Below are 24,362 nucleotides of genomic sequence, written 5' to 3'. Positions count from 1 at the left end.
CTACTCCAGTCCGTCCTTCTTCATCTCGGCCAGCGCCCAGCCCTTGTGGGAGGTGAAGAAGAACAGCCGCCACTTGCCGCCCTCGAAACGCCAGCGGCTGAAGCTCGGATCGCTGACGTCCTCGCGCTTGTATTTGCCATCGGCCTTGGGCGGAATCAGGCCGACGTGGCGCAGCACGACGCTGGCGGTGCCGTCGGGCATCATGCGCACGCGTTTCACCTCCCATTTCAGGTCGGTGTTCTTGACGTCGTATTCGAAGGTGGTCTTCACCGCCTTCTTGCCTTTCATGCGCTCGTAGAAGTCCTGCGCTTGCGTGAACCAGACGTCATCGGTCATCAGCGCCAGCCAGGCTTTCACGTCGTGCCGGTTCCAGGCCTTCTCGAACTCGGCGATGGTGTCGCGCAGCGTGGCTTCGGTGCCGGCCGCCTGGGCCTTCTTCGCGGGTTGCGCGCGGGCGCCGCCACCGATCGCCAGCACCGCGGCTAGCGCCCCGATCAGGAGAGTGCGTCGCTTGTTCATGGCCGGTACCTCCTGACGCGAGCATGCGCGAGAGCGCAGTCTTTTTCAACTGGCCGGCCATTGCGGCCGCAGGGCAACGGCGCTAGATTGCATCACGTCGACAACGCGACGTGCGACCTTCGATGAGGAGGCTCACCATGGCGATGCGCTTGGTTCCCGCCCGTTTCCGCCCTCTGGCGGGTGCCTTGCTGGGGCTGAAGCCCCGGCCACGGCCGCCGCGCCCCCGGAGGGTCGTGCGAAGTGCGCGGCCCGTTCGCAGGGCAAGCTTCATGCGTGGTGAACGTCCAGTTCTCGCCCAAGGCCAAAGGTGCACGGGCGGGCAAGCTCGAGTTTCTTTTTGCGCCCCCGCCGCCGGTTTGACGCCGCAGAAGCGCGTCACAGCCCTGACCGGCGCAGGCGTGGCGCGCTGATCGCTTCAGGAAACCGGCAGGCTCTGGCCGGGAAAGGCGATGCCTGGCTGTCCGGCCCGCCAGGGCGTGTACTTGGCCATCACCAGCGTGAACACCGGCGCATCGAGCCGCGCGGCCAGCCAGGCCCGCAGCCGCGGCCAGGGCTGGGCCTCGAACCAGGCTGCATCGACCTGCGCGAACTGGCGCACGAACGGCGCGATCGCGATGTCGGCGAGCGCTGCATGCTCGCCGTGCAGACAGCGCGTGACGACAAGCCGGGTCTCGAGCCGCATCAGGAAGCGGGCGCCCTGCGCGCGATGCGCCTCGCCATCGGCGCCCGGATGCCGCTCGGGGTACTTGTAGCCGTCGAGATGCCGCTTGAACTCGCCGTCGCATTCGGCGACGAGCGCAAGCATCTCGTCCAGCGTCGCGCCTTCGGCTTGCAGCCAACCTTCGGGATCGTTGCGCCGCAAGGCCCACAGCATGATGTCCAGGCTCTGGTCGATCACCATGCCGTCTACGTCGACCAGCACCGGCACCGTGCCCTTGGGCGATGCAGCTAGCAGCTCGGCCGGCTTGTCGCGCAACACGACCTCGCGCAGCTCGCAGCGCTGGCCGCTCGCGGCGATCGCCATGCGCGCGCGCATCGCATAGGGGCAGCGGCGGAACGAATAGAGCACCGGCCGCGTGCTGCCTGCGCTCAGATCAGCCTGCGGATCGTCTTCTTGCGCCATGCGAAGCGGTAGTAGCTGGCCTGCAGCGTCAGCATCGCGATGAAGGCCACCGGGTAGGCGATCCAGATGCCGTTGAGCCCCATGCGATGGCTCAGCCACCAGGCCACCGGCACCTCGATCAGCGCGATGCAGAAGATCGAGATCGCGGTCGGCACCAATACCGAGCCGCTGGCGCGCATGATCCCCGACAGCGCCGCGCCCATGCCGAAGATCACCGTGCTCCACAGCATGATGTGCAAGAGCGTCTGCGCCACCTCGATCACCGGCTCGCTGGTGATGAAGAAGCCCATCAGCGGGCGCGAGAACAAATAGCCCAGCAGCACCAGGCCGCCGGTCAGCACCAGGTTCATCTGCAGCGCGGTGCGCGTGATGGCGCCCAGGCGCTGCGCCTGGCCGGCGCCGATGGCCTGCGCGCCGAGGATCGAGGCGGTGATCGCGATCGAGATCGCCGGGAACTGCACATAGGCCACCACCTGGTTCACCGCGCCGTAGGCCGCGGTGGCGCTCGAACCGTAGGCATTGACGAAGGACAGCAGCGCGAGCTCGGCCAGCGAGACCACGATCATCTGCACGCCGGTGGGCACACCGACCTTGAGCACCGCCTTCAGCAGTGCCGGCCGCACGCGCAGGTGCCGCACGAAGTCGGCGTCCGGCGCGAGCGGACTCTTCGTGCGCCGCAGGTGAAAGGCCAGCCAGGCGGTCGCGACCACGAAGGAAATCACCGTGGCCCAGGCGCCGCTCGCCACGCCGAGCATCGGCAGGCCGAACCAGCCGCGGATGAGCGCCGGCGTGATCATCAGGCCGAGCACGGTCGAGATCATCAGCGTGTAGAGCGGCGTCACCGTGTCGCCCACGCCGCGCAGCATGGCGGTGGAGAGCAGGAACACGAACAGGCCCGGCATCGCGATCAGGATGATCCTCGCGTAGGCCGTGGCATCGGCCAGGATGTCGGGCGGCGTGCCCAGCGCTGTCAGCATCGGCTGCGTGAAGGTGCCGCCGAAGACCGCGACGGCCAGCGCGAACAGCACGCCCACGGTGAGCGTGGTGCCGGCCACGGCGCGCGCCTTCTCGGGCTCGTGCGCGCCCCAGGCCTGGCCGATCAGCACCGAGGCGCCGGCGCCGAGGCCGATGGTGAAGGCGATGAAGAAGAACATCACCGGAAAGAAGCTCGACACCGCCGCCAGCGCGCCGACGCCGATCATCTGCCCCAGGTAGACGTTGTTGAGCGTCCCCGAGAGCGACTGCAGGATGTTGCTGAGCAGCATCGGCGCGAGGAAGAACAGGAAGGTCTTCCACAGCGGCCGCAAGGCCATGGCCGCCGCACGCGGGTTGAGGTGCGGGGCCGGTGGCACCGGTTCGGCGACCGTCGTCGCGGGCGTGTCGCCGTTCATTGGGCGCTCCAGGCGTTCGCCGCCAGCTTGTGCAGATGCAGGCGCACATCCTCGGGCCAGGGCGCGACGAGCTCTTCGAAGCGCGCGCGGTCGCCGGCGAACAAGGCGCGCGTCGATTCCTCGAAGCCGGGCAGGTTGCCCGCGATCGCGGTCATGAAGCGGTAGGTGGCTTCGCGCGCCGCGCGCTCCGCATCGCGGTCGGCGTGCACGCGCCGCGCCTCGTCGATCAGCCGGCGCAGCGCCACCGAGGCGCCGCCGGGCTGGCGGTTGAGCCAGTCCCAATGGCGCGGCAGCAGGGTGACTTCGCGCGCCACCACGCCCAGCTTGGGGCGGCCGACGCCGCGCGTCGCGTGTTCATCGTGTTTCGTGTTTTCGGACACGGTATTGGCGGATTCGCGCAAATCGAGATCGAGCTGCTCGCCCGTGCTGTCGTCGAACACGAAAGGCGGCGGCTCGTCGGCGCGCGCACGCAGCAGGGCGATCACCTCGGCGCGCGGGCCGGCAGCGATGCGCCTGAACCCGGCGAAGGCGGTGAGGGTGGATTCGGAAGAAGGCATGGCGGCGAATAATACCCGGACAAAACGAGTTATGCAATCTACCCGGGTGAAATATTCTCAGGCCGTTCGGCGCAGGCTGCGCCACCAGCGGCGGGCGCCGTTTTTCAAGCGCCGGGCGGCGCGCCAGGGCGCGCTCTGGCGCACGAAGCCGAGCACGCGATCCTTCCACTGCTTCCAGCGCGGATACCAGCGCGCGAACAACGGGATGCGCATCAGCGCCGGCTCGACCAGCTGGAACAGCCGGGCCACGACCGCGGTGCCGGCCAGCTTGGCGCCCACCAGCAGCAGCACGGCGCTGGTGGCATGGCCGCGGCCCAGGAGGAAGAGCGCGAGCAGCTTGAGCGGCAGCAGCATCAGCACCGGCACCAGGAACACCAGCAGCGCGCCCCAGGGCGGCAGGGCCTGCACCGCGCGTTCGAGTCGCGCCCACAACGGCAGGCGGGCCAGCCGGGCAGCCAGCGCGGCGAGCGGCTCCCAGCCCCATTCCTCGAACAGCAGCAAGGGGACGAGGAGGGCGGCAGCGAGTGCGCGCAGGAGTTTCTTCAAGATACGCATGGCCGGGGCATTGTGACCCCAGGCCCTATGGCAAACTTCCGCGCTTTACCCGCAAGGCGCCCACGGCGTCGTCAGCCAGCCCCCCCTCAGACATGCAGAAAATCATTCGCCAGCTCGCGGCCGAGATCAAGGTCGGCGAGCACCAGGTGAAGGCCGCGATCGACTTGCTCGACGGCGGTGCCACCGTGCCTTTTATCGCGCGCTACCGCAAGGAGGCCACCGACGGCCTCGACGACATCCAGCTGCGCGAACTCGAGGCGCGTCTGTCGTACCTGCGCGAGCTCGAAGAGCGCCGCGCCGCGGTGCTGAAGAGCATCGAGGAGCAGGGCAAGCTCACGCCCGAGCTGCGCGCCGCCATCGACGCCGCGCCGACCAAGCAGGAACTGGAAGACCTCTACCTGCCCTACAAGCCCAAGCGCCGCACCAAGGGCCAGATGGCGCGCGAGGCGGGCATCGAGCCGCTGGCCGACAAGCTCTTCGCCGACCCGACGCTGAACCCCACCGAGGAGGCCGCGGCCTTCGTCAAGCCGGCTGCGGACGGGCTGGACTTCTCGACCGTTCAGCTCGTGCTCGACGGCGTGCGCGACATCCTCTCCGAGCGCTGGGCCGAAGACGCGGCGCTGGTGCAGCGGCTGCGCGAATGGCTCTGGGCCGAGGGCCTCTTCAAGTCCAGCCTGATGGCCGGCAAGGACGAGAACAACGCCGACATCGCCAAGTTCCGCGACTACTTCAACTACGACGAGCCCATCGGCCGCGTGCCCTCGCACCGCGCGCTGGCCGTGTTCCGCGGCCGCGCGCAGGACATCCTCGATGCCAAGCTGGTGCTGCCCGTCGAGCCCGAGCCGGGCAAGCCGAGCATCGCGGAGGGCAAGATCGCATTGCACTTGGGCTGGAGCCATGCAGGCCGCCCGGCCGACGACCTGATCCGCAAGTGCGTGGCCTGGACCTGGCGCGTGAAGCTCTCGCTGTCCACCGAGCGCGACCTGTTCACCCGGCTGCGCGAAGAAGCCGAGAAGGTCGCGATCAAGGTCTTCGCCGACAACCTGCGCGACCTGCTGCTGGCCGCGCCGGCTGGCCCGCGCGTGGTGATGGGCCTGGACCCGGGCATCCGCACCGGCGTCAAGGTCGCAGTGGTCGACGCCACCGGCAAGCTGGTCGACACCGCCACCGTGTTCCCGCACGAACCGCGCCGCGACTGGGAAGGCTCGCTGCACACCCTCGGCAAGCTGTGCGCCAAGCACGGCGTGAACCTGATCGCGATCGGCAACGGCACCGCGAGCCGCGAGACCGACAAGCTGGCGGGCGACCTGATCAAGCTGCTGGCCAAGATGGCGGCTCAGGCGGGGGCGCCGGAGATGAAGGTCGAAAAGGTGGTCGTGAGCGAGGCCGGCGCTTCGGTCTACTCCGCGAGCGAATTCGCCTCGCAGGAAATGCCCGACGTCGACGTCAGTCTGCGCGGCGCGGCGAGCATCGCGCGCCGCCTGCAGGATCCGCTGGCCGAGCTGGTGAAGATCGACCCCAAGTCGATCGGCGTCGGCCAGTACCAGCACGACGTGAACCAGGGCGAGCTCGCGCGCACCCTGAGCGCGGTGGTGGAGGATTGCGTGAACTCGGTCGGCGTCGACCTCAACACCGCGAGCGTGCCGCTCTTGTCGCGCGTCTCGGGCCTGTCGGCCGGCGTGGCCAAGGCGGTGGTGCGCTGGCGCGAGGCCAACGGCGCGTTCGCAACGCGCAAGCAGCTGCTCGAAGTCAGCGGCTTCGGCGGCAAGACCTTCGAGCAGAGCGCGGGTTTCCTGCGCATCCGCGGCGGCGCCAACCCGCTCGACTTGACCGGCGTGCATCCCGAAACCTATCCGGTGGTCGAGCAGATGATCGAGAAGACCGGCAAGCCCATCACCGAACTGATGGGCCGCGCCGAGATGCTGAAGACGCTCAAGCCCGAGCTGTTCGCGAACGAGAAGTTCGGCGTCATCACGGTGAAGGACATCCTCGGCGAACTCGAGAAGCCGGGCCGCGACCCGCGCCCCGACTTCAAGGTGGCGCGCTTCAACGACGGCGTCGAGGACATCAAGGACCTGGTCGAAGGCATGGTGCTCGAAGGCACGGTGAGCAACGTGGCCCAGTTCGGCGCCTTCGTCGACCTCGGCGTGCACCAGGACGGCCTGGTGCATGTGAGCCAGCTCTCGCACAAGTTCGTCAACGATGCGCGCGAGGTCGTGAAGACCGGCGACATCGTCAAGGTCAAGGTGATGGAAGTCGACGTGGCGCGCAAGCGCATCGGCCTGTCGATGAAGCTCGATGCGGCGCCGGCGCGGCGCGACGGTCCGCGCGAGAACCGCTTCGAAGGGGCAGGGCGCGGCCAGCAGGGCCCACGCCGCGACAACGCGCCGCAGCCGGCGGGGCAGATGGCCAGCGCCTTCGCCAAGCTGCAGGGGCTGCGCAAGTAGCGGGCCGAACCCGAGGAGCCTCATGCCGGACACGCACAACACGGTCGATCGCGCCGGCACGCGCCTGGATGGTGCCGCTGTCCCTGCTGCCACCGCTGCCGCCGCCGGCGTGCGCGACCTGCATGCGGACTGGCTGAAGGCCGCCGCAATCGTGGGGGTCGTCTGCATCCACGCGGGCTTGCCCTTTCACGACGTGTTCCGTTTCGGCGTGCCGGTGTTCGTCGGCCTCTGGGCCTTCTATCTGGAAAAGGCGCTTTCTCGCCGGCGCCCCGAAACGCATGCGCGCTTCCTGGTGCAGCGAATGGTCGAGCTGGCCGTTCCGTACCTCGCGTGGACCTTGCTCTACATCGAGAAGTTCTACGCCTCGCGCTGGTCGGCCACGCCGCTGCACACCATCGTCGGCGGCTGGTTCGGCGGCTATGGATGGTCGGGGCAGTACTACTTCGTCATCCTGTTCCAGCTCACGCTGCTTTTTCCACTGCTGCGGCGCTGCGTGGCGCAGGTGCCGACCCTGCCGGTGATCGTCGCAGGCGTCGCGCTCAACGTGCTCGCCGGGTACTGGCTCCTCGACCACCGGTGGATCGGGGCCGTCGGCGACCGGCTCTTCATCTACTGGATTCCCTATGTGGTCATGGGCATCGCGCTGGCGCGCGGCCAGTTCCGCCGGGCGCCGGGGCTTGTCATGGCGGCCGTGCTGTTGCTGCTCGCAGCGCCCTTCGAAACCGAATCTCCCAGCGAACACTCGGCCTACCTGGCGTCGACCGTGACGATCGCTTCCTTGCTGCTTCTGGTTGCCGCCGTTGCGGCCGATCGCGCGGCGCCTGCTCGCTCGAATCCGGGTCTGCTGGCGCGGGCCGTGGCCTTCGTGGGGAGGAATACCTTCGCGATCTTCGTCGGCAACGTCGCGATGCTGGAGGTGCTGAAGAGCACCGGCTTCACCGCCTCCGCGGTGTCGCGTGCGGGCCCCTTCGGTTTGCTCGCGGTGGTCGCCGCGACGCTTGCCGGATGCCTTTGCATCGGCTGGCTGCTGAAGAGGCTGGGCCAGGGCATCCTGGTCGGCAAGCCGTGAAAGCGCTGCGCATCCATGCCGGCCCGCTCGCGCGCGAACACATCGCCCAAAACGGCCTGCATCCGCAGGATGTGCGCACCATCCCCGGCGCGGCCGGCGGTCCCAAGGGCCTGATCCTCGGGCCCATCGATCGCTTCCTGTTCGGCGAGTGGCTGCCACAGTCGACGCAGCCCATCGATCTGGTCGGCGCCTCGATCGGCGCCTGGCGGCTCGCCAACGCCTGCCTCGACGATCCGAAGACTGCCTTCGAGCAGTTCGAGCACGGCTACATCCATCAGCATTTCGATGTGCCGCCGGGCCAGAAGCGCATGACGGCGAAGCAGGTCAGCGCGCAATTCGGCGAAGGGCTGCGCAACTTCTACGGCGGCCGCGCCGGCGAAGTGCTGCGCCATCCGCGCTACAAGCTGCACGTGATCACCTCGCGCGGGCGCCATATCCTCGGGCGCGAGGGCAGGGCACGCACGCCGGTCGGCTACCTGGGGGCGTTCATCACCAACAGCGTGCACCGCAAGAGCCTGGGCGCCTGGCTCGAGCGCGTGGTGTTCTCCAGCGCCGGTGCGGCGCTGCCTTTCGCCACGCGGGACTTTCGCACGCGGCAGGTCGAGCTCAGCGACGCCAACTTCGAACTCGCGCTGCAGGCCTCGTGCTCGATCCCCTTCATGCTGGAGGCGGTGCACGACATTCCCGGTGCGCCGCCCGGCGCCTACTGGGACGGCGGCATCACCGACTACCACCTGCACCTGAACTACAGCAACACCGACGGCGTCGTGCTGTACCCGCACTTCCAGAAGGCGGTGGTGCCGGGCTGGCTGGACAAGGGACTCAAGTGGCGCCACAAGCCCACGCGTTTTCTCGAACGCACGGTGGTGCTGGCGCCGGACCCGGAATGGGTGCGCAGCCTGCCGAACGGCAAGCTGCCCGATCGCAACGACTTCGTGCGCTACGGCAACGATGCGCCGGCACGCATGAAGGCGTGGAGCACCGCGGCGCAGGAGGCGCGCCGGCTGGCGGACGAGCTGGCCGAGTGGCTGGAGCGCGGCGACGCCGGCTGCGTGCTGCCGCTTTGAGGGCGGCTAAAGTCGGGCTAGCATCAATCCCGGAGGATCCCCCATGAACGTAACCCGCATCGTCGGCCTCATCCTGATCGTCGCCGGCATCGCCGCCATCGGCCTGGGCGGCTTCAGCTTCACCAAGGAAACCCATCAGGCCAAGATCGGACCGATCGAGCTGACGGTGAAGGAAAAGCAGGACGTCAACTTCCCGACCTGGGCCGGCGTGGCCGCGATCGTGGTGGGCGGGGCGCTGCTGGTGTTCGGCGGGAAGAAGGGCTGAGCCCTCAGCCCAGATCCTGCTCGCGCAGTTCGATCGCCTGCCCATGCGGCGTGCGATCGGACGCGCGGTCCCAGGCTCGCTGGTAGCGCATCAGTTCATCGGCGGAACTTGCGCCTTTGCGAGCCACGAGCGTCTCCAGTGCGGCGAGCCAATGACGGTAGTAGGTGTCGCCGAGGTCGGCATCGCCGGCTGCCTGCGCGGCACCGATCTGCTGCGCCAGCGCGTCGGCCCATTCGGGCCAGGTGAAGAGCCCGCGCTGGTGCAGCGAGACGGCCAGCGCAAAGGCATGCGCCTCCCACGGTTCGCGAAACACCGGCTCCGCGCCGTCCACGCGCATGCCGGGCAACAGCGGTGTGGTCGAGGCGCTCATGCGGCCTCCGTCAAATAGCTTTCCCAGGCATCCACCGACACGCGCAGTCCGGGTTCGGCCTCAGCGCCCCACAACTCGGCACCGTCGAAGACCACGGTGTAGAGCCATTGAGGCTGCTCGCCCAGGCCCTGCGCGTGCGCATCGGCGAACACGTGCATGCCGTGCAGGAGTTCGATGGTGCCGAGCTTGCCCTGCACATAGCCGGGTAGGCGAGTGTGGTGGTCGACATGGCCCGCGCGCGTGCGCACCTGCTGGCCGAGGGCGAAGCGCGCAGGTGCAGTCGCCGGGCGCTCGGTTGCGGAACCCTTGGCCAGCGCGGCCGGCACGTCGGCGGCATGCAGCACGCGCCGGATGGGCGCGGCCGCATGCAGCATGCGCCCGGCAGCGATTTCATCGGGCAGGACCTGCGAACGCTCGGCCATGAGCTTCTCGAGCGCGGCGAGCCAGATCTGGTAGTAGCTCAGCCGTGCGTAGGCCGGCAGGGTTTCACGTGCGCTGCGGCTGGCGTCGATGTTCCAGGAGCCGGTGGCGCCCATCGCGAGCGTCAGGGCCAGCGCGCGCGGCTCCCAGCCGGCGTGGAAGAGTTCGCCTTCGGGCTCGGGCAAGATGGCGCCGGGCATCTCGCGTCCGCCGAGATCGGCATGCGTGGCGTACGTCATGGCGCAGTCTCCGGGCTGCTGGCCAGACTGGTGCCGATCATCGAATCGCGCGTCACCAGATCGGCCAGTGCCTCTTCGCTCCAGCCTTCGGTGCCGGCCGGCCGCTGCGGGATCACCAGGTAGCGCACCTCGGCCGTCGAGTCCCACACGCGGATCGAGGTCGAAGCGGGCAGCTCGACGCCGAACTCGGCCAGCACGCCACGCGGATCCTTGACTGCACGCGAGCGGTAGGGCGCGCTCTTGTACCAGGTGGGCGGCAGGCCCAGCACCGGCCAGGGGTAGCAGCTGCACAGCGTGCAGACCACCATGTGATGCTGCGTGTCGGTGTTGGCCACCGCCACCATGTGCTCGCCCTGGCGGCCGGTGTAGCCCAGCGAGGCGATCGCCGCGGTCGCGTCCTTCAGCAGCCAGTCGCGAAAGGCGGGATCGGTCCAGGCCTTGGCAACGACGCGGGCGCCGTTGCGCGGACCGATCTTGGTCTGGTAGGTGTCGATGAGCACGTCGAGCGCGGTGGGGTCGATGTAGCCCTTCTGCGTCAACACCGTTTCGAGCGCGCGCACGCGCAGGTCCATTTCGCCGAGCTCGCTGTGGTCGTGGTCGTGGTCGTGGTCGTGTGCCATGCGTGCATGCTAGCGCGGAGGGCAAACCCTGAGGGGGGTTGTCGTGGCGGCCTTCCAGAATCGTCGCTCCACCGGAGACCCTTCCATGCCGCAAGCCTCGTTGTCCCGCCGTGCCTTCAATCTGTTGTCCGCTGCGGCCGCGGCGTCGGTCGCGGCGCCTTCTTTCTCGCAGGCCGCCTGGCCGAACAAGCCGATCCGCATCATCGTGCCGTACACGCCCGGCGGCTTCACCGACCAGATGGCACGGCTGGTGCAGGCGGGCCTTTCGGCGCGGCTCGGCCAGCCGGTGGTGATCGAGAACAAGCCGGGCGCCAACAGCCTGATCGGCGTCGATGCGATCGCCAAGGCGGCGCCCGACGGCAGCACCTTCGGCGTCGTGATCGCGGCCTATGCGGCCAACACCACGCTCTATCCGAAGCTGCCCTACGACCCGAAGAAGGACCTCACCGGCGTCTCGCTGATGGGCATCTCGCCGCTGCTCGCGGCAGTCAACAACGACGCGCCCTTCAAGACCGCGAAGGAGCTGATCGACTATGCGCGCGCGAACCCGGGCAAGGTGAGCTTCGGCTCCTCGGGCAACGGCTCGGCCGCACACCTGACCACCGAGCTGTGGAAGTCGCTGACCAAGACTTACATGATCCACATCCCGTACCGCGGCGCGGTGCCGGCGCTGACCGACCTGATGGGCGGGCAGATCCAGCTCTTCTTCGATGCGCCCACCGGGCTCATCAACCAGGGCAAGGCGGGCAAGGTGAGGCTGATCGGCGTGGCCAGCGACCGACGGCTGCCCGCGGTGCCGGACGTGCCCACCTTCATCGAACAGGGCTTCGCGGGCTTCACCGGCAGCACCTGGGCCGGCATGCTGGCGCCGGCAGGCACGCCGCGCGAGATCGTCAAGCGCATGTCGGACGAGGTGGCGCGGATCATCAAGAGCGACGAGACCCGCGCCAGGCTCGATGCGATGGGCACCTTCCCGGCCGGCAGCACGCCCGAGGAGCTCGATGCCTTCATCGACGCGGAGACGGCCAAGTGGGCCCGCGTGATCAAGACGGCGGGCGTGAAGGCGGATTGAGACGCGGCCTCAGGAGCCCTTCGTCGCCCATTCCGCGGCCACCGCAGCCACGGACGCCAGTGCGCGGTTGCGCACCGTCGCCGGTGCCCTTGTCTGCGTGAGATAGACGGACAGAAGGATCGGCGCACGTCCCGGCGGCCGCAGGATGGCGACGTCGTTGGCGCCGTTCTCGCCCGAGCCCGTCTTGTCCCCCACCTTCCAGTCCGCCGGCACGCCGGCGCGTATGCGCTCGTCGCCGGTCTTGTTGGTGTCCAGCCATTGCAGCAGCTGGGCGCGCGAGGCGGGCGACAAGACATCGCCCAAGAGAATCTTTTGCATGCTGCGGGTCATCGCGGCCGGCGTGGTGGTGTCGCGCGGATCGCCCGGCCGGCCTTCGTTGAGCGCGGGCTCGGTGCGGTCGAGCCGCGTGTTCGTGTCGCCGATCGAGCGCATGAACGCCGTCAGGCCCGGCGCGCCACCGAAGCTCGCGAGCAGCAGGTTGCCGGCCGTGTTGTCGCTCAGCGTCATGGTGGCTTCGCACAGTTCGGCCACCGTCATCCCGCCGGCGCCGACGTGCTTCTCGGTCACCGGCGAATAGGTCACCAGGTCGCCCGGCCGAATGACGACGCGGCGTTCCAACTGCTCCTTGCGCCGGTCCACTCGGGCCAGAACGAGCGCAGCGGCCAGGAACTTGAAGGTGCTGTTCAGCGGGAAGCGTTCGTCCTCGCGGTGCCCGGCGCGCCGGCCGGTGGCGGTGTCGAGCACGCCGACGCCGAGGCGGCCGCCGCTGGCTTTTTCGATGTCTGCCAACTGCTTCGAAAGGTTGCTGGCCCCTTCGGCCCGGACGCCGAGGGATGCGGCGGCCAGCGAGACGAAAAGGGTGCTTGTGAATTGCCGTCGATGAATCATGGGTGCTCCTGAAAGGAAGCGACTTTCGGCCATACGATGCGGCGGCACAAACGATAGTATTTGCTGTCTCGCACAAGAAAATCTTATGGCGCGTACCCATCTCCCTCTCAACGCGCTGCGCGCTTTCGAATCCTCCGCACGCCACCTGAGCTTCACGCTCGCCGCCGCCGAGCTGAACGTGACGCAGGCGGCGGTCAGCCAGCAGGTCCGCGGCCTCGAGGCGCGGCTCGGCGTCACGCTGTTCAGGCGCCTGCCGCGCGGGCTGGCGCTCAGCGACGAAGGCCATGCGCTCTTGCCGGTGCTGGCCGATGCCTTCGGGCGCATGGAGGCAGTCGTCCAGCAGTTCGACAACGGCCATTTCTTCGAGGTGCTGACGGTGGGCGTGGTGGGCACCTTCGCGGTCGGATGGCTGCTGCCGCGGCTGCGCCTGTTCCAGCAGAGCTGTCCTTTCATCGACCTGCGCCTGATGACGCACAACAACGTGGTCGACCTGGCCGGCGAGGGGCTCGATTTCGCGATCCGCTTCGGCGATGGCACCTGGCAGGGCCTGCAGTCCGAGCATCTGCTGGCGGCGCCGCTCGCGGTGCTGTGCACGCCGGCCATCGCGGCGCGCATCGCGCGGCCGCACGACCTCGCGCACGAGACGCTGCTGCGCTCCTACCGTCCCGACGACTGGCCCGGCTGGTTCGCCGCGGCCGGCGTCGCCTGTCCGGCGATCCGCGGGCCGGTGTTCGACTCGTCGCGGCTCATGGTCGAGGCCGCGATGCAGGGCGCCGGCGTCGCGCTTGCACCGGCCTCGATGTTCGAGCGCGAGCTGGGCGAGGGCCGGCTGGTGCGGCCGCTGGCGATCGAGGTGATGACCGGAAGCTACTGGCTCACGCGGCTGCGCTCGAAGGCGCCGAGTCCCGCGATGCAGGCCTTTCGCGCCTGGCTTTCCCGCGCCGTTCTCGCTGGCTAAACGAACGCTTCGCGGCCACACTGGCGCCCGCCAGCGCTACACCGTGCGCCCGGACATCAACCCGAGCATCTCGGGCAGGGCCAGCAGCTTCGCCGCCTCGATCGAAACGGGCAAGCCCTTCGCGCTCAACGAGCGCTGCAGCATCGAGCCGCAGGCGCAGCTGATCTATCAACGCCTGCGCCCGGACGACACGACGCTCAGTGGTGCGCAGGTGCGCCACGATGCAGCGGGCGGCTGGATCGCCCGCGTGGGCGTGCGCGTCAAGGGTGACATCGCGACCGGCGCCGGACGGCAGCAGCCCTACGCGCGACTGAACATGTACCGGGCGAGCTTCGGCGACGACGTGGTCGGCTTCATCGGCCCGGCGGGCACGACGGCGATTGCAAGCGCGGCCGGCTACAGCGCGGCCGAAGCGGCCGCAGGAGCGACGCTGGCGCTGACGCCGGCCACCAGCCTGTACGCGAGATCGGCCACCTGTGGAACATCGGTGGCGACGCCACCGTCAAGTCCTCCGTGCAGGCCTCCCTCGGCATCAAGCTGCGCTGGTAGCGCAGAAGCCGACGCCCCCTACATCGAGGCTTTGAGCATCTGAACTTCTGATGCACCTCCTGCGACGGTCCGCATGCGCATATCCGGCATCTGTCGCTCCAACGGCACGCACTGCGGCCAAGAAGGCAGACGTCGTATCGAAATTCATTGTTCTTACTCCCTGTGCACAAAACGCTAAAGCAAGATGCGTATGCCGGCGATCGCGAGGAACACCGAGAAAACGCGTTTGAGCGTGTCTACCGGGAGTCTGTGCGACATCAACGCTCCCAGCGGCGTGAAGGCAAGGCTGCAGATCGATATGCCCAGCCATGCCGGCCAATAGATGTAGCCGACGCTATGAGCAGGAAGATCGGCTTGCCCCCAGCCCGCGACCACGAAGCCGATCATCCCGGCCAGGGCCAGCGGAGCGCCGCAGGCGGACGCTGTGCCAACAGCGGACTTCATGTTCACGTTGCACCAGGCGAGAAAGGGCACGACCATGCTGCCACCGCCGACCCCGACGATGGCCGATGTCCAGCCGATCAAGCTTGCGGTGGTCGTGGTTCCTAGCACACCGGGTAGCACTCGCTGGGGTGAAGGCCGCAGTGAAAAAGCCATCTGCACCGCGAGGATCAACAAGAAGACGCCGAACGAGATCCGCAAGACCCGCGCCGGGAACAGTCCCGACATGAGCCCGCCGATCACCGCGCCGATCACGATGCCGGGCGCGAGCCTGCGAACCAGATCCCAGCTGACCGACCCACGGCGGTGATGGGAAATCGCAGATGAGATTGAGGTGATGACGATCGTGGCGAGCGAGGTGCCCAACGCCATATGGACCGCGACGGCGGGAGCGAGGCCCTTGTGGTGAAAGATGTAAAGAAGCCCGGGCACCACCACTTGACCGCCCCCGACCCCGAGCATTCCCGACAGCAACCCGGCTCCTATGCCGAGCAGCACATACAGTGTCCACACATCCACTTGTCGCCCTCCCTATTTTTGGGCGCACTACACCTTTACGAGATCGGGGCGTAACGCGTCATCGCCTTGGCCGCTGGCTGGTCCGGGCCCCCTACATCGAGGCTTCGAGCATCTCGCGGTAGTCCTCCCGCGTCGCGACGCGCGGGTTGGTCTTGTGGCAGTGGTCGGCCAGCGCGCCGTCGATCACCTGCTCGAAGATGGCAGGGGTGACACCGACCTCGGCCAGGCCCTTGGGCAGGCCGAGCCGCGCGTTCATGTCGCGGATGGCCGTGCCGAGATCGCCGGCCGAGTCGAGGTGCATGGCCTGCGCCATGCGTTGCAGGCGCTGGTCCTTCTGCACCGATTCCGCACCCGCGTTGAAATGGATCACGGCCGGCAGGAAGAGGGCGTTGAGCGTGCCATGGTGCAGGCGCGGGTCGATGCCGCCCAGGCTGTGGCTCAGCGAATGCACGCAGCCCAGTCCCTTCTGGAAGGCCAGCGCGCCCTGCATCGACGCGCTCATCATGTTGAGGCGCGCCTCGCGGTCGCTGCCGTCCTTGGTGGCGCGCTCGATGTAGGCCCAGGCGCGCTGCAGCCCGTCAAGGCCGATGCCGTCGGCCGGCGGATTGAAGGCGGCCGACATGAAGGTCTCCATGCAGTGCGCGATGGCGTCCATGCCGGTGGCGGCGGTGAGCCGCGGCGGCAGGCCCAGCGTGAGCTCGGGATCGCAGATCGCGGCCTTGGGCATCAGCGACCAGCTGTGGAAGCCGAGCTTGCGATGGTCGTCCACGATCACGATCGCGCCACGCGCCACCTCGCTGCCGGTGCCGCTGGTGGTGGGAACCGCGATGATCGGCGCCACGCGCTCGGTGATCTTCGGCGAGCCGCCTTCGACGGTGGCGTAGGTCTTGAGCGGCCCCTCGTGCGTGGCCGCGATCGCGACGCCCTTGGCGCAATCGATGGCCGAGCCGCCGCCGACGGCGATCAAGCCGTCGCAGCGCCCTTCGCGGTACATCGCGGCAGCGGCGCGCACGGCGGCCTCGGTGGGGTTGGACGGGGTCTGGTCGAACACCGTGACCGGCAGCTCGCCGAGCGCATCGAGCGCTTTCTGCAGCACGCCGGCCGCGCGCACGCCGGCGTCGGTGACGACCAGCGGCCGCGTGATGCCGACGCGCGCGCACTCGCTGCCCAGCAGCTTGACGGCGCCGAATTCGAACTGGATCTGGGTGAGGTACTGGATGAGGGCCATGGGGTGTGAACGGTACGATGCGGGCCTTCCAATTTAACAACTGCCGCCTCTCTTGCCCATGAGCCAAACCCTTGCGCCAACGCTGACTCCCAAGATGGCCGGCGTGGTCGACCGGATGGCGCGTGCCCATCAAGCGCCGTTCTACACCCTGACGCCCGTGGAGGCCCGGGCTGCCTACGAGAAGAGCGCCGGCGTGCTCGAGGTGCCGAAGCCGCAACTCGAACGCATCGAAGACTTCACGCTGCCCGCGCGCGACGGCCATGCGCTGCCGGCGCGGCTCTATGCGCCCTCGCGCGCCGTGCTGCCGGTGCTGCTGTTCTTCCACGGCGGCGGCTTCACGGTCGGCAGCGTCGCGACCCACGACACGCTGTGCCGCGTGCTGAGCCAGAAGAGCGGCTGCGCGGTGATCTCGCTCGACTACCGGCTGGCGCCCGCGCACAAGTTCCCGACGGCGTCGAACGACGTATGGGACGCGCTGCAGTTCGTCGCGAAGCAGGCTGGCGAACTGGGCCTCGACGGCACGCGCATCGCGGTCGGCGGCGACAGCGCCGGCGGCACGCTGGCCGCGGTGTGCGCCATCCTTGCGCGCGACGCCGGCTTGCCGCTCGCCTTGCAGATGCTCTTCTATCCGGGCACGACTTCACACCAGGACACGGCTTCGCACCGGCGCTTCGCGGCCGGCCCGCTGCTCGACGAGCCGCTCATCACCTGGTTCTTCGCCCAGTACCTGAACACCCAGGCCGAGCGCGAGGACTGGCGCTTCGCGCCGCTCAACGCCGAGGACGTGGACGGCGTCGCACCGGCCTGGATCGGCCTGGCCGAATGCGACCCCGTGGTCGACGAGGGCATCGCCTATGCCGACAAGCTGCGCGCGGCGGGCGTGGCGGTCGATCTGGAGATCTACCGCGGCGTGATCCACGAATTCGTCAAAATGGGCCGCGCCATCCCCGAGGCGCTGCAGGCGCACGCCGACGCGGCCCGCGCATTGAAGGAAGCATTGCAACCATGAGCACCCCATGAGCACCGAGACCCAGCACAAGAAGACCGACTTCCGCTTTTTCCACCGCCTGCGCGTGCGCTGGGCCGAAGTCGACATGCAGAAGATCGTCTTCAACGCCCACTACCTGATGTACTTCGACACCGCCATCGCCGACTACTGGCGCGCGCTGGCGCTGCCCTACGAGGAGGCGATGAATGCGCTCGGCGGCGACCTCTACGTGCGCAAGGCCACCATCGAATTCAACGCCTCCGCACGCGCGGACGACATGCTCGAGGTCGCGATGAAGTGCGTGCGCGTGGGCAATTCGTCGATCGTGTTCCACGGGGGGCTGTTCCGCGGCGACGAGCTGCTGGTGAGCTGCGAGCTGGTCTACGTGTTCGCCGATCCGGCCACGCAGACCTCCAAGCCGGTGCCGCCGCTGCTGCGCGAGATCTTCACCGCCTACGAGGCCGGCGAGACGATGCGCGAGGTCGTGACCGGCAGCTGGGCGCAGCTGGGCGAGGGCGCCGGCGCAGTACGTCGCAGCGTCTTCATCGAGGAGCAGCGCATCCCCAAGGAACTCGAGTGGGACGAGCACGACGAGACCGCCGTGCATGCGGTGGCGCGCAACCGCATCGGCCAGGTGATCGCGACCGGGCGGTTGATCGCAGACGCCGATGGCCTGAGCCGCATCGGCCGGATGGCCGTGCACCGCACCGTGCGCAGCGGCGGCCATGGCGCCGCCGTACTGCGCGCGCTCGAAGAAGCTGCCAAGGCGCGCGGCGACCGCGAGGTGGCGCTGCACGCGCAACGCAGCGCCGAAGCCTTCTACACGCGGCTCGGCTATCTGCCGCACGGCGACCCCTTCGAGGAAGCGGGCATCGCGCACATCGAGATGCGACGCAAGCTCTAAAAAAAGCTTCTCAGCCGTGTACGCCGGCGTACTGGCTCATGATCTCCAGGTCGCCCAGGTGCTCGCGCGGAATCTCGCCGCCGATCTGGCCGCGCTTGATGACCAGCACGCGCTGCGAGACCGCGGCGATGAAGTCCAGGTTTTGCTCCACCAGCACGATGGTGAGCTTCATGCGCTTGCGCAGCGAAGCCAGCGTCTCGGCGATCTCTTCGATGATGGACGGCTGGATGCCTTCGGTCGGCTCGTCCAGCAGCAGCAGGTTGGGCTTGCCGGCCAGCGCGCGCGCCAGTGCCAGCAGCTGCTGCTCGCCGCCGGAGAGCGAGCCGCCCGGCCGGTCGAGCAGCGGCTTCAGGCGCGGGAAGTGTTCGAGCAGGGATTCCACATGCGCGAGCGACTTCTCGCCGGTCTTGACCAGGCCCATGCGCAGGTTGTCCATCGCGCTCAGCGTCGGGAAGATCTGGCGGCCCTGCGGCACGTAGGCCATGCCGAGGCGCGCCCGGACGTTGGGCGCCATGCGGGTCACGTCCTCGCCGGTGAATTCGACCGCGCCCGCCGTGGCGTGAAGCGCGCCGATCAACGTGCGCAGCAGCGTGGTCTTGCCCATGCCGTTGTGGCCGAGGATGCCGATCGACTCGCCGGCTGCGATGGACAGCGTGATGTCGTGCAGCACGGGAATTGCGCCGTAACCGGCGCAGAGACCGCGGGTCTTTAGCATGGGCAAACAGGTCCTAGTGCGGTTTCTTGCCGAGGTAGATCTGCTGGATCAGCGGGTCACTCATGATGCGGTCCGGCGAGTCTTCCTTGATGATCGCGCCTTGGTGCAGCACGGTCACCTTCTTCGCGATCATGCGGATGAAGTTCATGTCGTGTTCCACCACCACGAGCGCGTGGCGCTGGTTGATCTCGAGGATGAGTTCGGCCGTGCGCGCCACTTCGCCGTCGCTCATGCCGGCGGCCGGTTCGTCGAGCAGGATCAACGGCGGGTCGGCGGCGATTACCACGCCGATCTCGACCCACTGCCGCAGGCCGTGCGCGAGCACGCCGGCCAGGGCGTCCTTGTAGGCCGTCATGCCGACGCGCTCCAGCGTCTCGCGGGTCACGCGCTCGGCCTGCCGCGCGCTGTTGACGCGGCGCGCCGAGAGCCAGATGTTCTCCCACACGCTCAGGCCGTTGAACAGGCTGGGCACCTGGGTCTTGATGCCGATGCCCAGGCGGCCCGGGTCGTGGGCGCGCATCCTGGAGATGTCCTGTCCGCGGAAGAAGATCTGCCCCGAGCTGGGTTTGACCTGCCCGGTCAGCAGCTTGAAGAAGGTGCTCTTGCCGGCGCCGTTGGGGCCGATCACGCAGCGCAGCTCGGTCTCCGCCAGCGTGAAGTTCACATCACGCGTGGCATGCACGCCGCCGAAGCGCACGTTCAGGTTGCGGGTTTCGATCAGCGGGGTCACGTGCGGGCTTCCTGTGCCTGCGGCAGCGCTTCTTCGCGGTGCGGGCGGCGCTGCAGCAGCCAGTCGATGACCAGGCCGAGGCTAGGCACGATGCCCTTGGGCACCATCAGGACGAACACCATCAGGATGGCGCCGAGCACCAGGTTGGCGTTGAAGGTCTGCTGCGTGCCGATCTGCGTGGTCAGCCACTGGATCGCGACGCAGCCGACCACCGGGCCGATCAGCGTGCCGAGGCCGCCGACGATGACCCAGATGATGATCTGCGCCGACTGCGCGAGGCCGAAGATCGTCGGGCTGGTGAACGCGCCCCAGTTGGCGAACAGGCAGCCCGCCAGCCCGGCGATGGCGCCGCCCAGCGTGAAGGCGAAGAGCTTGTAGGCGCGGGCGTCGTAGCCCAGCAGCAGCACGCGCTGCTCGTTCTCCTTGCTGGCGATGATCACGCGGCCGATCTTGGAACTGATCAGCACGCGCAGGCCGAGGTAGACCACCAGCAGCGCCGCCATCGACAGGTTGAACATGCCGCGCGGCGTGATGACTTCGTCGAGGTTGCCCGGCGCGTTGAGCGGCGGGATCGCCGGGATGCCGTTGAAGCCGCCGAGCGGCGCGCTGCCGATCTTCCATTCCGGCCCTGCGGTGGAGTTGATCAGGTTGAACAGGATCAGCGTCACGGTCAGCGTGATCACGCCCATGTAGACGTCGGACAGCCTGCCGTAGAAGATCACGTAGCCCAGCAGCGCGGCGAACAGCGCCGGCAGCACGATGGCCAGCAGAAAGGGCACGCTGCTGTCGCCCATGTTGATGACCGCGATCGCATAGACGTATGCGCCCAGGCCGAAGAAGGCCGCCTGCCCGAAGCAAAGGATGCCGCCGAAGCCCCAGATGAAGCCCAGGCTCACGCCGAGGATCGACATCACGACGTAGATCGTGACCTGCAGCAGCATGAAGTCGTCCAGCACGCCGGGCAGCCCGAACAGCAGCGCGATGCCGATCAGCAGGCAGGCTGCCGCGCTCACCCACGATTGAGCGAATTTCTGGCTCACAGCGATCCCTTGAAGAAGCGTCCGGTGATGCCCTGCGGCAGCAGGCGCAGCATGACGATGGCGGCCAGCAGCAAAGCCACTTCGCCGATGACCGGCGTGGCGAGGAAGGTGCTGACCTGGTTGATGAAGCCGAACAGCGTGGAGGCGCTCACGAGGCCGGCCAAGATGGCCGGGCCGCCGCCGATCACGGTGATGAAGGCCTTGGCGACAAAGGCCGCGCCCATGGTCGGTACCACGCCGGTCAGCGGCGCCATCAGTCCGCCGGCCAGGCCGGACAGCGCCGCGCCCACCGCGAAGGTCACCGAGTAGACCTTGCTCGGGCTGATGCCCAGCGCATCGGCCATGGCGGGGTTCTGCATGGTGCCGCGCGCGATCAGGCCGAGCTGGGTGCGCGTGAGCACCCAGCGCAGCGCCGCCGCCAGCACCGCGGCCACCGCGATGATCACCAGCGTGTAGCCGCTCACCGAGTAGCTGCCGATCATGAAGCTGCCGAGCGGCGCCGACACTCCCGCCGTGGTGTTGCCGGCGATCGAGGTGACGATGCCCACCAGCAGCAGCGACAGGCCCCAGGTGGCCAGCATCGTGTCGACCATGCGGCCGTACAGGTGCCGGATGAAGAGGCGCTCCAGCACGATGCCGATCAACCCGACCGCGATCGGTGCCACCACCAGCACCGCGATCCAGAGGTTGATGCCGAGCCCGATCGACCAGATGGTGCCGTAGGCCCCCAGCATCATGAATTCGCCGTGGGCCAGATTGATCACCCGCATCATCCCGAAGATGACCGCCAGCCCGGCGGAGACGATCACCAGGCTGGCGACGGCATAGAGCACCTGTACGGCGACGACGGCGACAAGATCCATGGCACTCAGAGCTTGATCACGTACTGCTGGTTGTCCTTCGGGTTCTTCACGAGGTTGCAGACCGCGCTGGTGTCGCTTGGCTGCTGCTGCTCGAACGTCTTGACGATCTCCAGCTGCTTGTTCTTGACCTCGGCGATGCTCACGTTGAGCACGCAGTGGTGGGTGGCCGGATCGAGCGAGACCTTGCCGCTGGGCCCCTGGATCGAGATGCCGGATTCGAGCGCGTCGAGCAGCTTGTTGCGGTCCAGCGTGCCGGCCTTCCTGACGCCCTCGGCCCAGAGCTTGAAGCCCTGGTAGGTGCCCATCGCGAGCTCGGTGATGTTGGGGTAGTCCTTCCCGAAGCGCTTGTAGAAGCGCTCCTTGAAGGCCTTGTTGTCGGGCGAGTCGAGGTTCTGGAAGTAGTTGTAGGAGACCAGGAAGCCGTCGGTTTCGGCCGGCGACAGCACGATGTGCTCGTTGCCGCCGGCAAAGGTGGTGGAGGCCAGCGGAATCTTCTTCTGCAGCCCGGCCGCGGCCCATTGGCGATAGAACGAGATGTGCGCGCCGCCCACCAGCGCCGACACCACCATGTCGGGCTTGGCGGCCTCGATCTTGGAGATGGTCGGGCCGAAGTTGGTCACGTCGAGCGGAAAGAAATCGATGGAAGCCACCGAGCCGCCGTTGTCCTGCACGAACTTCTTCACCCACTGCGAGGTGATCTGGCCGTAGTTGTAGTCGGCCGCGACCACGTAGACTTTCTTGCCCCACTTGGACATCGCATAGGGCACCAGCTTGGCGACCGTCTGCGCCGGCGTCACGCCGGTGCAGAAGGTGTTGCGGTCGCACACGCCGCCTTCGTACTGCGTGTTGTAGAAGTAGACGGTGCGGTAGCGGTCCAGCACCGGGCGGATCACCTCGCGCGAGGCCGAGGTGATGCCGCCGTGCAGCACCGCGACCTTGTCCTTCAGCGCCGCCTGCTGCGCGAACTGCGCGTACATCTGCATGTTCGACTGCGGGTCGTAGCTCATCAGCTTGAGCTTCTTGCCAAGCAGGCCGCCGGCGGCGTTCTGCTCCTCAACGGCCAGCGTCAGGCAGTCCGCCATGGGCTTGCCGTAGATGTCCAGCCCGCCCGACAGGTCGTGGATGCTGCCGATCAGCATCTCGTCGGCGGCCAGCGCGGCCAGCGGAAGCAGGGGGCCGTTGGTGCCGGCCAGGGTCAGGCCGGAGGCCTTGATGAAGGAACGTCGGTCCATGGTGCTTGAACTCCAGGCAATGAGTAAAGAGTGGGAAGCAGGGGGATCAGATCGACTTCCAGTCGCCGGCCTGCTCGAAGGCATAGGCGGCGCGGTAGATCGTGGCTTCGTCATAGTGCTTCGCGACCAGCTGCATGCCGACCGGCAGGCCGTCGACCAGGCCGCAGGGCAGGCTCATCGCGGGGTGGCCGGTGATGTCGAACGCGCAGGTGTTGGGCAGGACCTCGAAGGCGCGCTGGATCACTTCCTCGATCGGCGCGCCCGGCTTCGGGATCGGCGTCGAGGTGATGGGCAGCGTCGGCATCAGCAGCAGGTCGACGTCCGCCAAGGCGGCGTCGTAGGCCTGCGCGAGCTGGCGCGACAGGTTCTGGGCCTTGGCGTAGTAGTGGCCGCGATAGTGCTTGATGAAGTATTCGCCGAGGATCATCGTGATCTTGAGCGTCTCGGACAGCTCGTCGGCACGCTCCTTCCAGCCAGCGTGATGGTCGACCATGCTGGTGACGTAGAGGCCCTTCCAGTTGAAGCCGTGGCCGTTGTCTTTCATCATCTGCTGCGTCGCGCCTTCGGCGGCGATCGGCAGCCAGATGGCCGGACCCACGCTGTGCATCGGCACCGAGATTTCCGACACGCTGGCGCCGAGGCGGGTGAACCATTGGGCGGCCTTGCGGACCTTGTCGTTGACCGCTTCGCTGGATTGCGGCCATCCGAAACCTTCGGTGACGATGCCGATCTTCAGGCCCTTCACGCCTTCCTTCATCAGTTCGGTGTAGGGCTTCGCCGTCTGGCCCGCATGCTGGCGCGGGTCGAGCCCGTCGGGGCCGGCGAGGACTTCGAGCATCAATGCGTTGTCGCTCACGCTGGCCGTCATCGGCCCGGTGTGGTCGATCGTCAGTTCGATCGGCATCACACCGGTGTAGGGCACCAGGCCGTGCGTGGCCTTCATGCCGTAGATGCCGCAGAACGAGGCCGGCATGCGAATCGAGCCGCCCTGGTCGCCGCCGATCGCCATGTCGACCTCGCCGGCGGCCACCAGCGCGGCCGAGCCCGACGAGGAGCCGCCCGCCGAGTAGCCCATGCGATGCGGGTTGTGCACCGGGCCGGTGGCGCTGGTGTGGGAGCCGCCGGAGAAGCAGAAGTACTCGCAGACCGCCTTGCCGACGATGGTGGCGCCGGCGTCGAGCAGCCGGGTCGCGACCGTGGCGTCCACATTCGGCACATAGCCTTCGAAGGTCGACGCGCCATTCATCATCGGCACGCCGGCCAGGCAGACGTTGTCCTTGAGCACGACCGTCCTGCCCAGCAGCTTGCCGCTGGCGGCGCCCTTGACGGTGGTCTTCACATACCACGCACCGTACTTGTTTTCTTCGCCCGTCGGGCGGTAGCCGGGCGTGCGGGCATAGCTCACCTGCGGCAGGAAATCGGGCATCTCGTCGACTACGTCGTAGGCGTCGAAGTTGCCTTGCAACAGGGTGTTGTAGGTGCTCAGTTGCTCGGGCGAGAGATGGATGCCGAGATCCAGGGCGACCTGGTCGAGCTGGGCGAGGGTGGGGCGTTTGACTGCCATGGCGGACTCCGTGAATAAGACGTCGATCG

At 67.9% G+C, this 24,362-nt stretch carries 26 protein-coding genes; 9 read left to right on the top strand and 17 right to left on the bottom strand.

The features are described 5' to 3' along the window. The 5 genes from ACSQ9I_RS15350 to ACSQ9I_RS15330 all read right to left on the bottom strand — a co-directional run bounded on the left by ACSQ9I_RS15350 (position 1) and on the right by ACSQ9I_RS15330 (position 4,145). On the bottom strand, positions 1-519 hold the full coding sequence (locus ACSQ9I_RS15350; protein WP_436313674.1) for a nuclear transport factor 2 family protein: 519 nt from the start codon (positions 517-519) through the stop codon (positions 1-3). A gap of 415 nt (positions 520-934) precedes the next feature. Further along, positions 935-1,642 (bottom strand): glutathione S-transferase, encoded by a 708-nt coding sequence (locus ACSQ9I_RS15345; protein ID WP_436313673.1) that lies wholly within the window; start codon positions 1,640-1,642, stop codon positions 935-937. Further along, positions 1,609-2,955: an MATE family efflux transporter gene (locus tag ACSQ9I_RS15340; protein WP_436315760.1), complete on the bottom strand. Its 1,347-nt coding sequence runs from the start codon at positions 2,953-2,955 to the stop codon at positions 1,609-1,611. Before ACSQ9I_RS15340 ends, ACSQ9I_RS15345 begins: the two co-directional genes overlap by 34 nt. A gap of 74 nt (positions 2,956-3,029) precedes the next feature. Continuing rightward, positions 3,030-3,590: a DUF2239 family protein gene (locus tag ACSQ9I_RS15335; protein ID WP_093110078.1), complete on the bottom strand. Its 561-nt coding sequence runs from the start codon at positions 3,588-3,590 to the stop codon at positions 3,030-3,032. A gap of 57 nt (positions 3,591-3,647) precedes the next feature. After that, positions 3,648-4,145, bottom strand: a complete 498-nt coding sequence (locus tag ACSQ9I_RS15330; RefSeq protein ID WP_093110079.1) for a hypothetical protein — start codon at positions 4,143-4,145, stop codon at positions 3,648-3,650. A gap of 92 nt (positions 4,146-4,237) precedes the next feature. Here ACSQ9I_RS15330 and ACSQ9I_RS15325 point away from each other — a divergent pair, with 92 nt between their 5' ends. The 4 genes from ACSQ9I_RS15325 to ACSQ9I_RS15310 are packed head-to-tail and all read left to right on the top strand — an operon-like array spanning position 4,238 to position 8,993. Further along, positions 4,238-6,592 carry a Tex family protein gene (locus ACSQ9I_RS15325; protein WP_436313672.1) on the top strand — a complete coding sequence of 785 codons (2,355 nt, stop codon included), beginning with the start codon at positions 4,238-4,240 and terminating at the stop codon, positions 6,590-6,592. Positions 6,593-6,614: 22 nt separating this feature from the next. Beyond that, entirely contained in the window at positions 6,615-7,661 is a 1,047-nt protein-coding gene (locus ACSQ9I_RS15320; RefSeq protein WP_436313671.1) for an acyltransferase family protein, read from the top strand. Continuing rightward, positions 7,658-8,728, top strand: a complete 1,071-nt coding sequence (locus tag ACSQ9I_RS15315) for a patatin-like phospholipase family protein (RefSeq protein ID WP_093110082.1) — start codon at positions 7,658-7,660, stop codon at positions 8,726-8,728. The genes ACSQ9I_RS15320 and ACSQ9I_RS15315 overlap by 4 nt, the downstream gene beginning before the upstream one ends. Before the next feature lie 43 nt (positions 8,729-8,771). After that, the gene (locus tag ACSQ9I_RS15310; protein WP_093110083.1) at positions 8,772-8,993 is read left to right on the top strand and encodes a hypothetical protein; all 222 of its coding nucleotides are present in this window, start codon (positions 8,772-8,774) and stop codon (positions 8,991-8,993) included. Positions 8,994-8,997: 4 nt separating this feature from the next. Here the strand turns inward: ACSQ9I_RS15310 and ACSQ9I_RS15305 are convergent, their stop codons facing one another. From ACSQ9I_RS15305 to nthA, 3 genes are read right to left on the bottom strand one after another with little or no spacing between them, the layout of a single operon-like run. Further along, entirely contained in the window at positions 8,998-9,363 is a 366-nt protein-coding gene (locus ACSQ9I_RS15305; protein WP_436313670.1) for a nitrile hydratase accessory protein, read from the bottom strand. Further along, on the bottom strand, positions 9,360-10,022 hold the full coding sequence (nthB, locus tag ACSQ9I_RS15300; protein ID WP_436313669.1) for a nitrile hydratase subunit beta: 663 nt from the start codon (positions 10,020-10,022) through the stop codon (positions 9,360-9,362). The genes ACSQ9I_RS15305 and nthB overlap by 4 nt, the downstream gene beginning before the upstream one ends. Beyond that, positions 10,019-10,642, bottom strand: coding sequence for a nitrile hydratase subunit alpha (nthA, locus tag ACSQ9I_RS15295; protein WP_436313668.1), 624 nt, complete (start codon positions 10,640-10,642; stop codon positions 10,019-10,021). Before nthA ends, nthB begins: the two co-directional genes overlap by 4 nt. An 85-nt stretch (positions 10,643-10,727) precedes the next feature. Between nthA and ACSQ9I_RS15290 the strand changes: the two genes are divergently transcribed. Further along, positions 10,728-11,714 carry a tripartite tricarboxylate transporter substrate binding protein gene (locus tag ACSQ9I_RS15290; RefSeq protein ID WP_436313667.1) on the top strand — a complete coding sequence of 329 codons (987 nt, stop codon included), beginning with the start codon at positions 10,728-10,730 and terminating at the stop codon, positions 11,712-11,714. A 9-nt stretch (positions 11,715-11,723) separates the two neighbouring features. Here the strand turns inward: ACSQ9I_RS15290 and bla are convergent, their stop codons facing one another. Beyond that, positions 11,724-12,602 (bottom strand): class A beta-lactamase, encoded by an 879-nt coding sequence (gene bla, locus ACSQ9I_RS15285; RefSeq protein WP_436313666.1) that lies wholly within the window; start codon positions 12,600-12,602, stop codon positions 11,724-11,726. Positions 12,603-12,687: 85 nt separating this feature from the next. Here bla and ACSQ9I_RS15280 point away from each other — a divergent pair, with 85 nt between their 5' ends. Together ACSQ9I_RS15280 and ACSQ9I_RS15275 are read left to right on the top strand one after the other, a co-directional pair. Continuing rightward, positions 12,688-13,560, top strand: a complete 873-nt coding sequence (locus ACSQ9I_RS15280) for a LysR family transcriptional regulator (protein ID WP_093110089.1) — start codon at positions 12,688-12,690, stop codon at positions 13,558-13,560. Between the two features lie 43 nt (positions 13,561-13,603). Then, positions 13,604-14,152 (top strand): autotransporter domain-containing protein, encoded by a 549-nt coding sequence (locus ACSQ9I_RS15275; protein ID WP_436313665.1) that lies wholly within the window; start codon positions 13,604-13,606, stop codon positions 14,150-14,152. A gap of 131 nt (positions 14,153-14,283) precedes the next feature. Here ACSQ9I_RS15275 and ACSQ9I_RS15270 read toward each other — a convergent pair whose 3' ends face one another. Beyond that, positions 14,284-15,069, bottom strand: coding sequence for a sulfite exporter TauE/SafE family protein (locus ACSQ9I_RS15270; protein ID WP_436313664.1), 786 nt, complete (start codon positions 15,067-15,069; stop codon positions 14,284-14,286). Between the two features lie 91 nt (positions 15,070-15,160). Beyond that, positions 15,161-16,297 (bottom strand): iron-containing alcohol dehydrogenase, encoded by a 1,137-nt coding sequence (locus ACSQ9I_RS15265; RefSeq protein WP_093110092.1) that lies wholly within the window; start codon positions 16,295-16,297, stop codon positions 15,161-15,163. A 58-nt stretch (positions 16,298-16,355) separates the two neighbouring features. On the opposite strand from ACSQ9I_RS15265, the gene ACSQ9I_RS15260 reads away from it, so the two are divergent. After that, positions 16,356-17,306 carry an alpha/beta hydrolase gene (locus ACSQ9I_RS15260; RefSeq protein ID WP_436313663.1) on the top strand — a complete coding sequence of 317 codons (951 nt, stop codon included), beginning with the start codon at positions 16,356-16,358 and terminating at the stop codon, positions 17,304-17,306. Positions 17,307-17,313: 7 nt separating this feature from the next. Beyond that, the gene (locus ACSQ9I_RS15255) at positions 17,314-18,189 is read left to right on the top strand and encodes a YbgC/FadM family acyl-CoA thioesterase (protein WP_436313662.1); all 876 of its coding nucleotides are present in this window, start codon (positions 17,314-17,316) and stop codon (positions 18,187-18,189) included. A gap of 10 nt (positions 18,190-18,199) precedes the next feature. Here the strand turns inward: ACSQ9I_RS15255 and ACSQ9I_RS15250 are convergent, their stop codons facing one another. Genes ACSQ9I_RS15250 through ACSQ9I_RS15225 form a run of 6 tightly spaced genes read right to left on the bottom strand, consistent with a single transcriptional unit; the run spans position 18,200 to position 24,333 of the window. After that, positions 18,200-18,904 carry an ABC transporter ATP-binding protein gene (locus ACSQ9I_RS15250; protein ID WP_436313661.1) on the bottom strand — a complete coding sequence of 235 codons (705 nt, stop codon included), beginning with the start codon at positions 18,902-18,904 and terminating at the stop codon, positions 18,200-18,202. Positions 18,905-18,917: 13 nt separating this feature from the next. Further along, the gene (locus ACSQ9I_RS15245) at positions 18,918-19,634 is read right to left on the bottom strand and encodes an ATP-binding cassette domain-containing protein (RefSeq protein WP_436304090.1); all 717 of its coding nucleotides are present in this window, start codon (positions 19,632-19,634) and stop codon (positions 18,918-18,920) included. Then, on the bottom strand, positions 19,631-20,674 hold the full coding sequence (locus tag ACSQ9I_RS15240; protein ID WP_436313660.1) for a branched-chain amino acid ABC transporter permease: 1,044 nt from the start codon (positions 20,672-20,674) through the stop codon (positions 19,631-19,633). The genes ACSQ9I_RS15245 and ACSQ9I_RS15240 overlap by 4 nt, the downstream gene beginning before the upstream one ends. Further along, positions 20,671-21,537: an ABC transporter permease subunit gene (locus ACSQ9I_RS15235; RefSeq protein WP_436290349.1), complete on the bottom strand. Its 867-nt coding sequence runs from the start codon at positions 21,535-21,537 to the stop codon at positions 20,671-20,673. Before ACSQ9I_RS15235 ends, ACSQ9I_RS15240 begins: the two co-directional genes overlap by 4 nt. A 5-nt stretch (positions 21,538-21,542) precedes the next feature. Next, a complete protein-coding gene (locus tag ACSQ9I_RS15230; RefSeq protein ID WP_436313659.1) occupies positions 21,543-22,769 on the bottom strand; it encodes an urea ABC transporter substrate-binding protein in 1,227 nt (408 codons plus the stop codon). 46 nt (positions 22,770-22,815) lie between these two features. After that, positions 22,816-24,333: an amidase gene (locus tag ACSQ9I_RS15225; RefSeq protein ID WP_436313658.1), complete on the bottom strand. Its 1,518-nt coding sequence runs from the start codon at positions 24,331-24,333 to the stop codon at positions 22,816-22,818. Positions 24,334-24,362 lie beyond the last annotated feature (29 nt).

The organism is Variovorax sp. LjRoot84, from assembly GCF_964254305.1.
GTDB lineage: Bacteria > Pseudomonadota > Gammaproteobacteria > Burkholderiales > Burkholderiaceae_C > Variovorax.
Note: the sequence above shows the minus strand (reverse complement) of the source record. Positions and strands in the feature narration are given on the sequence as shown.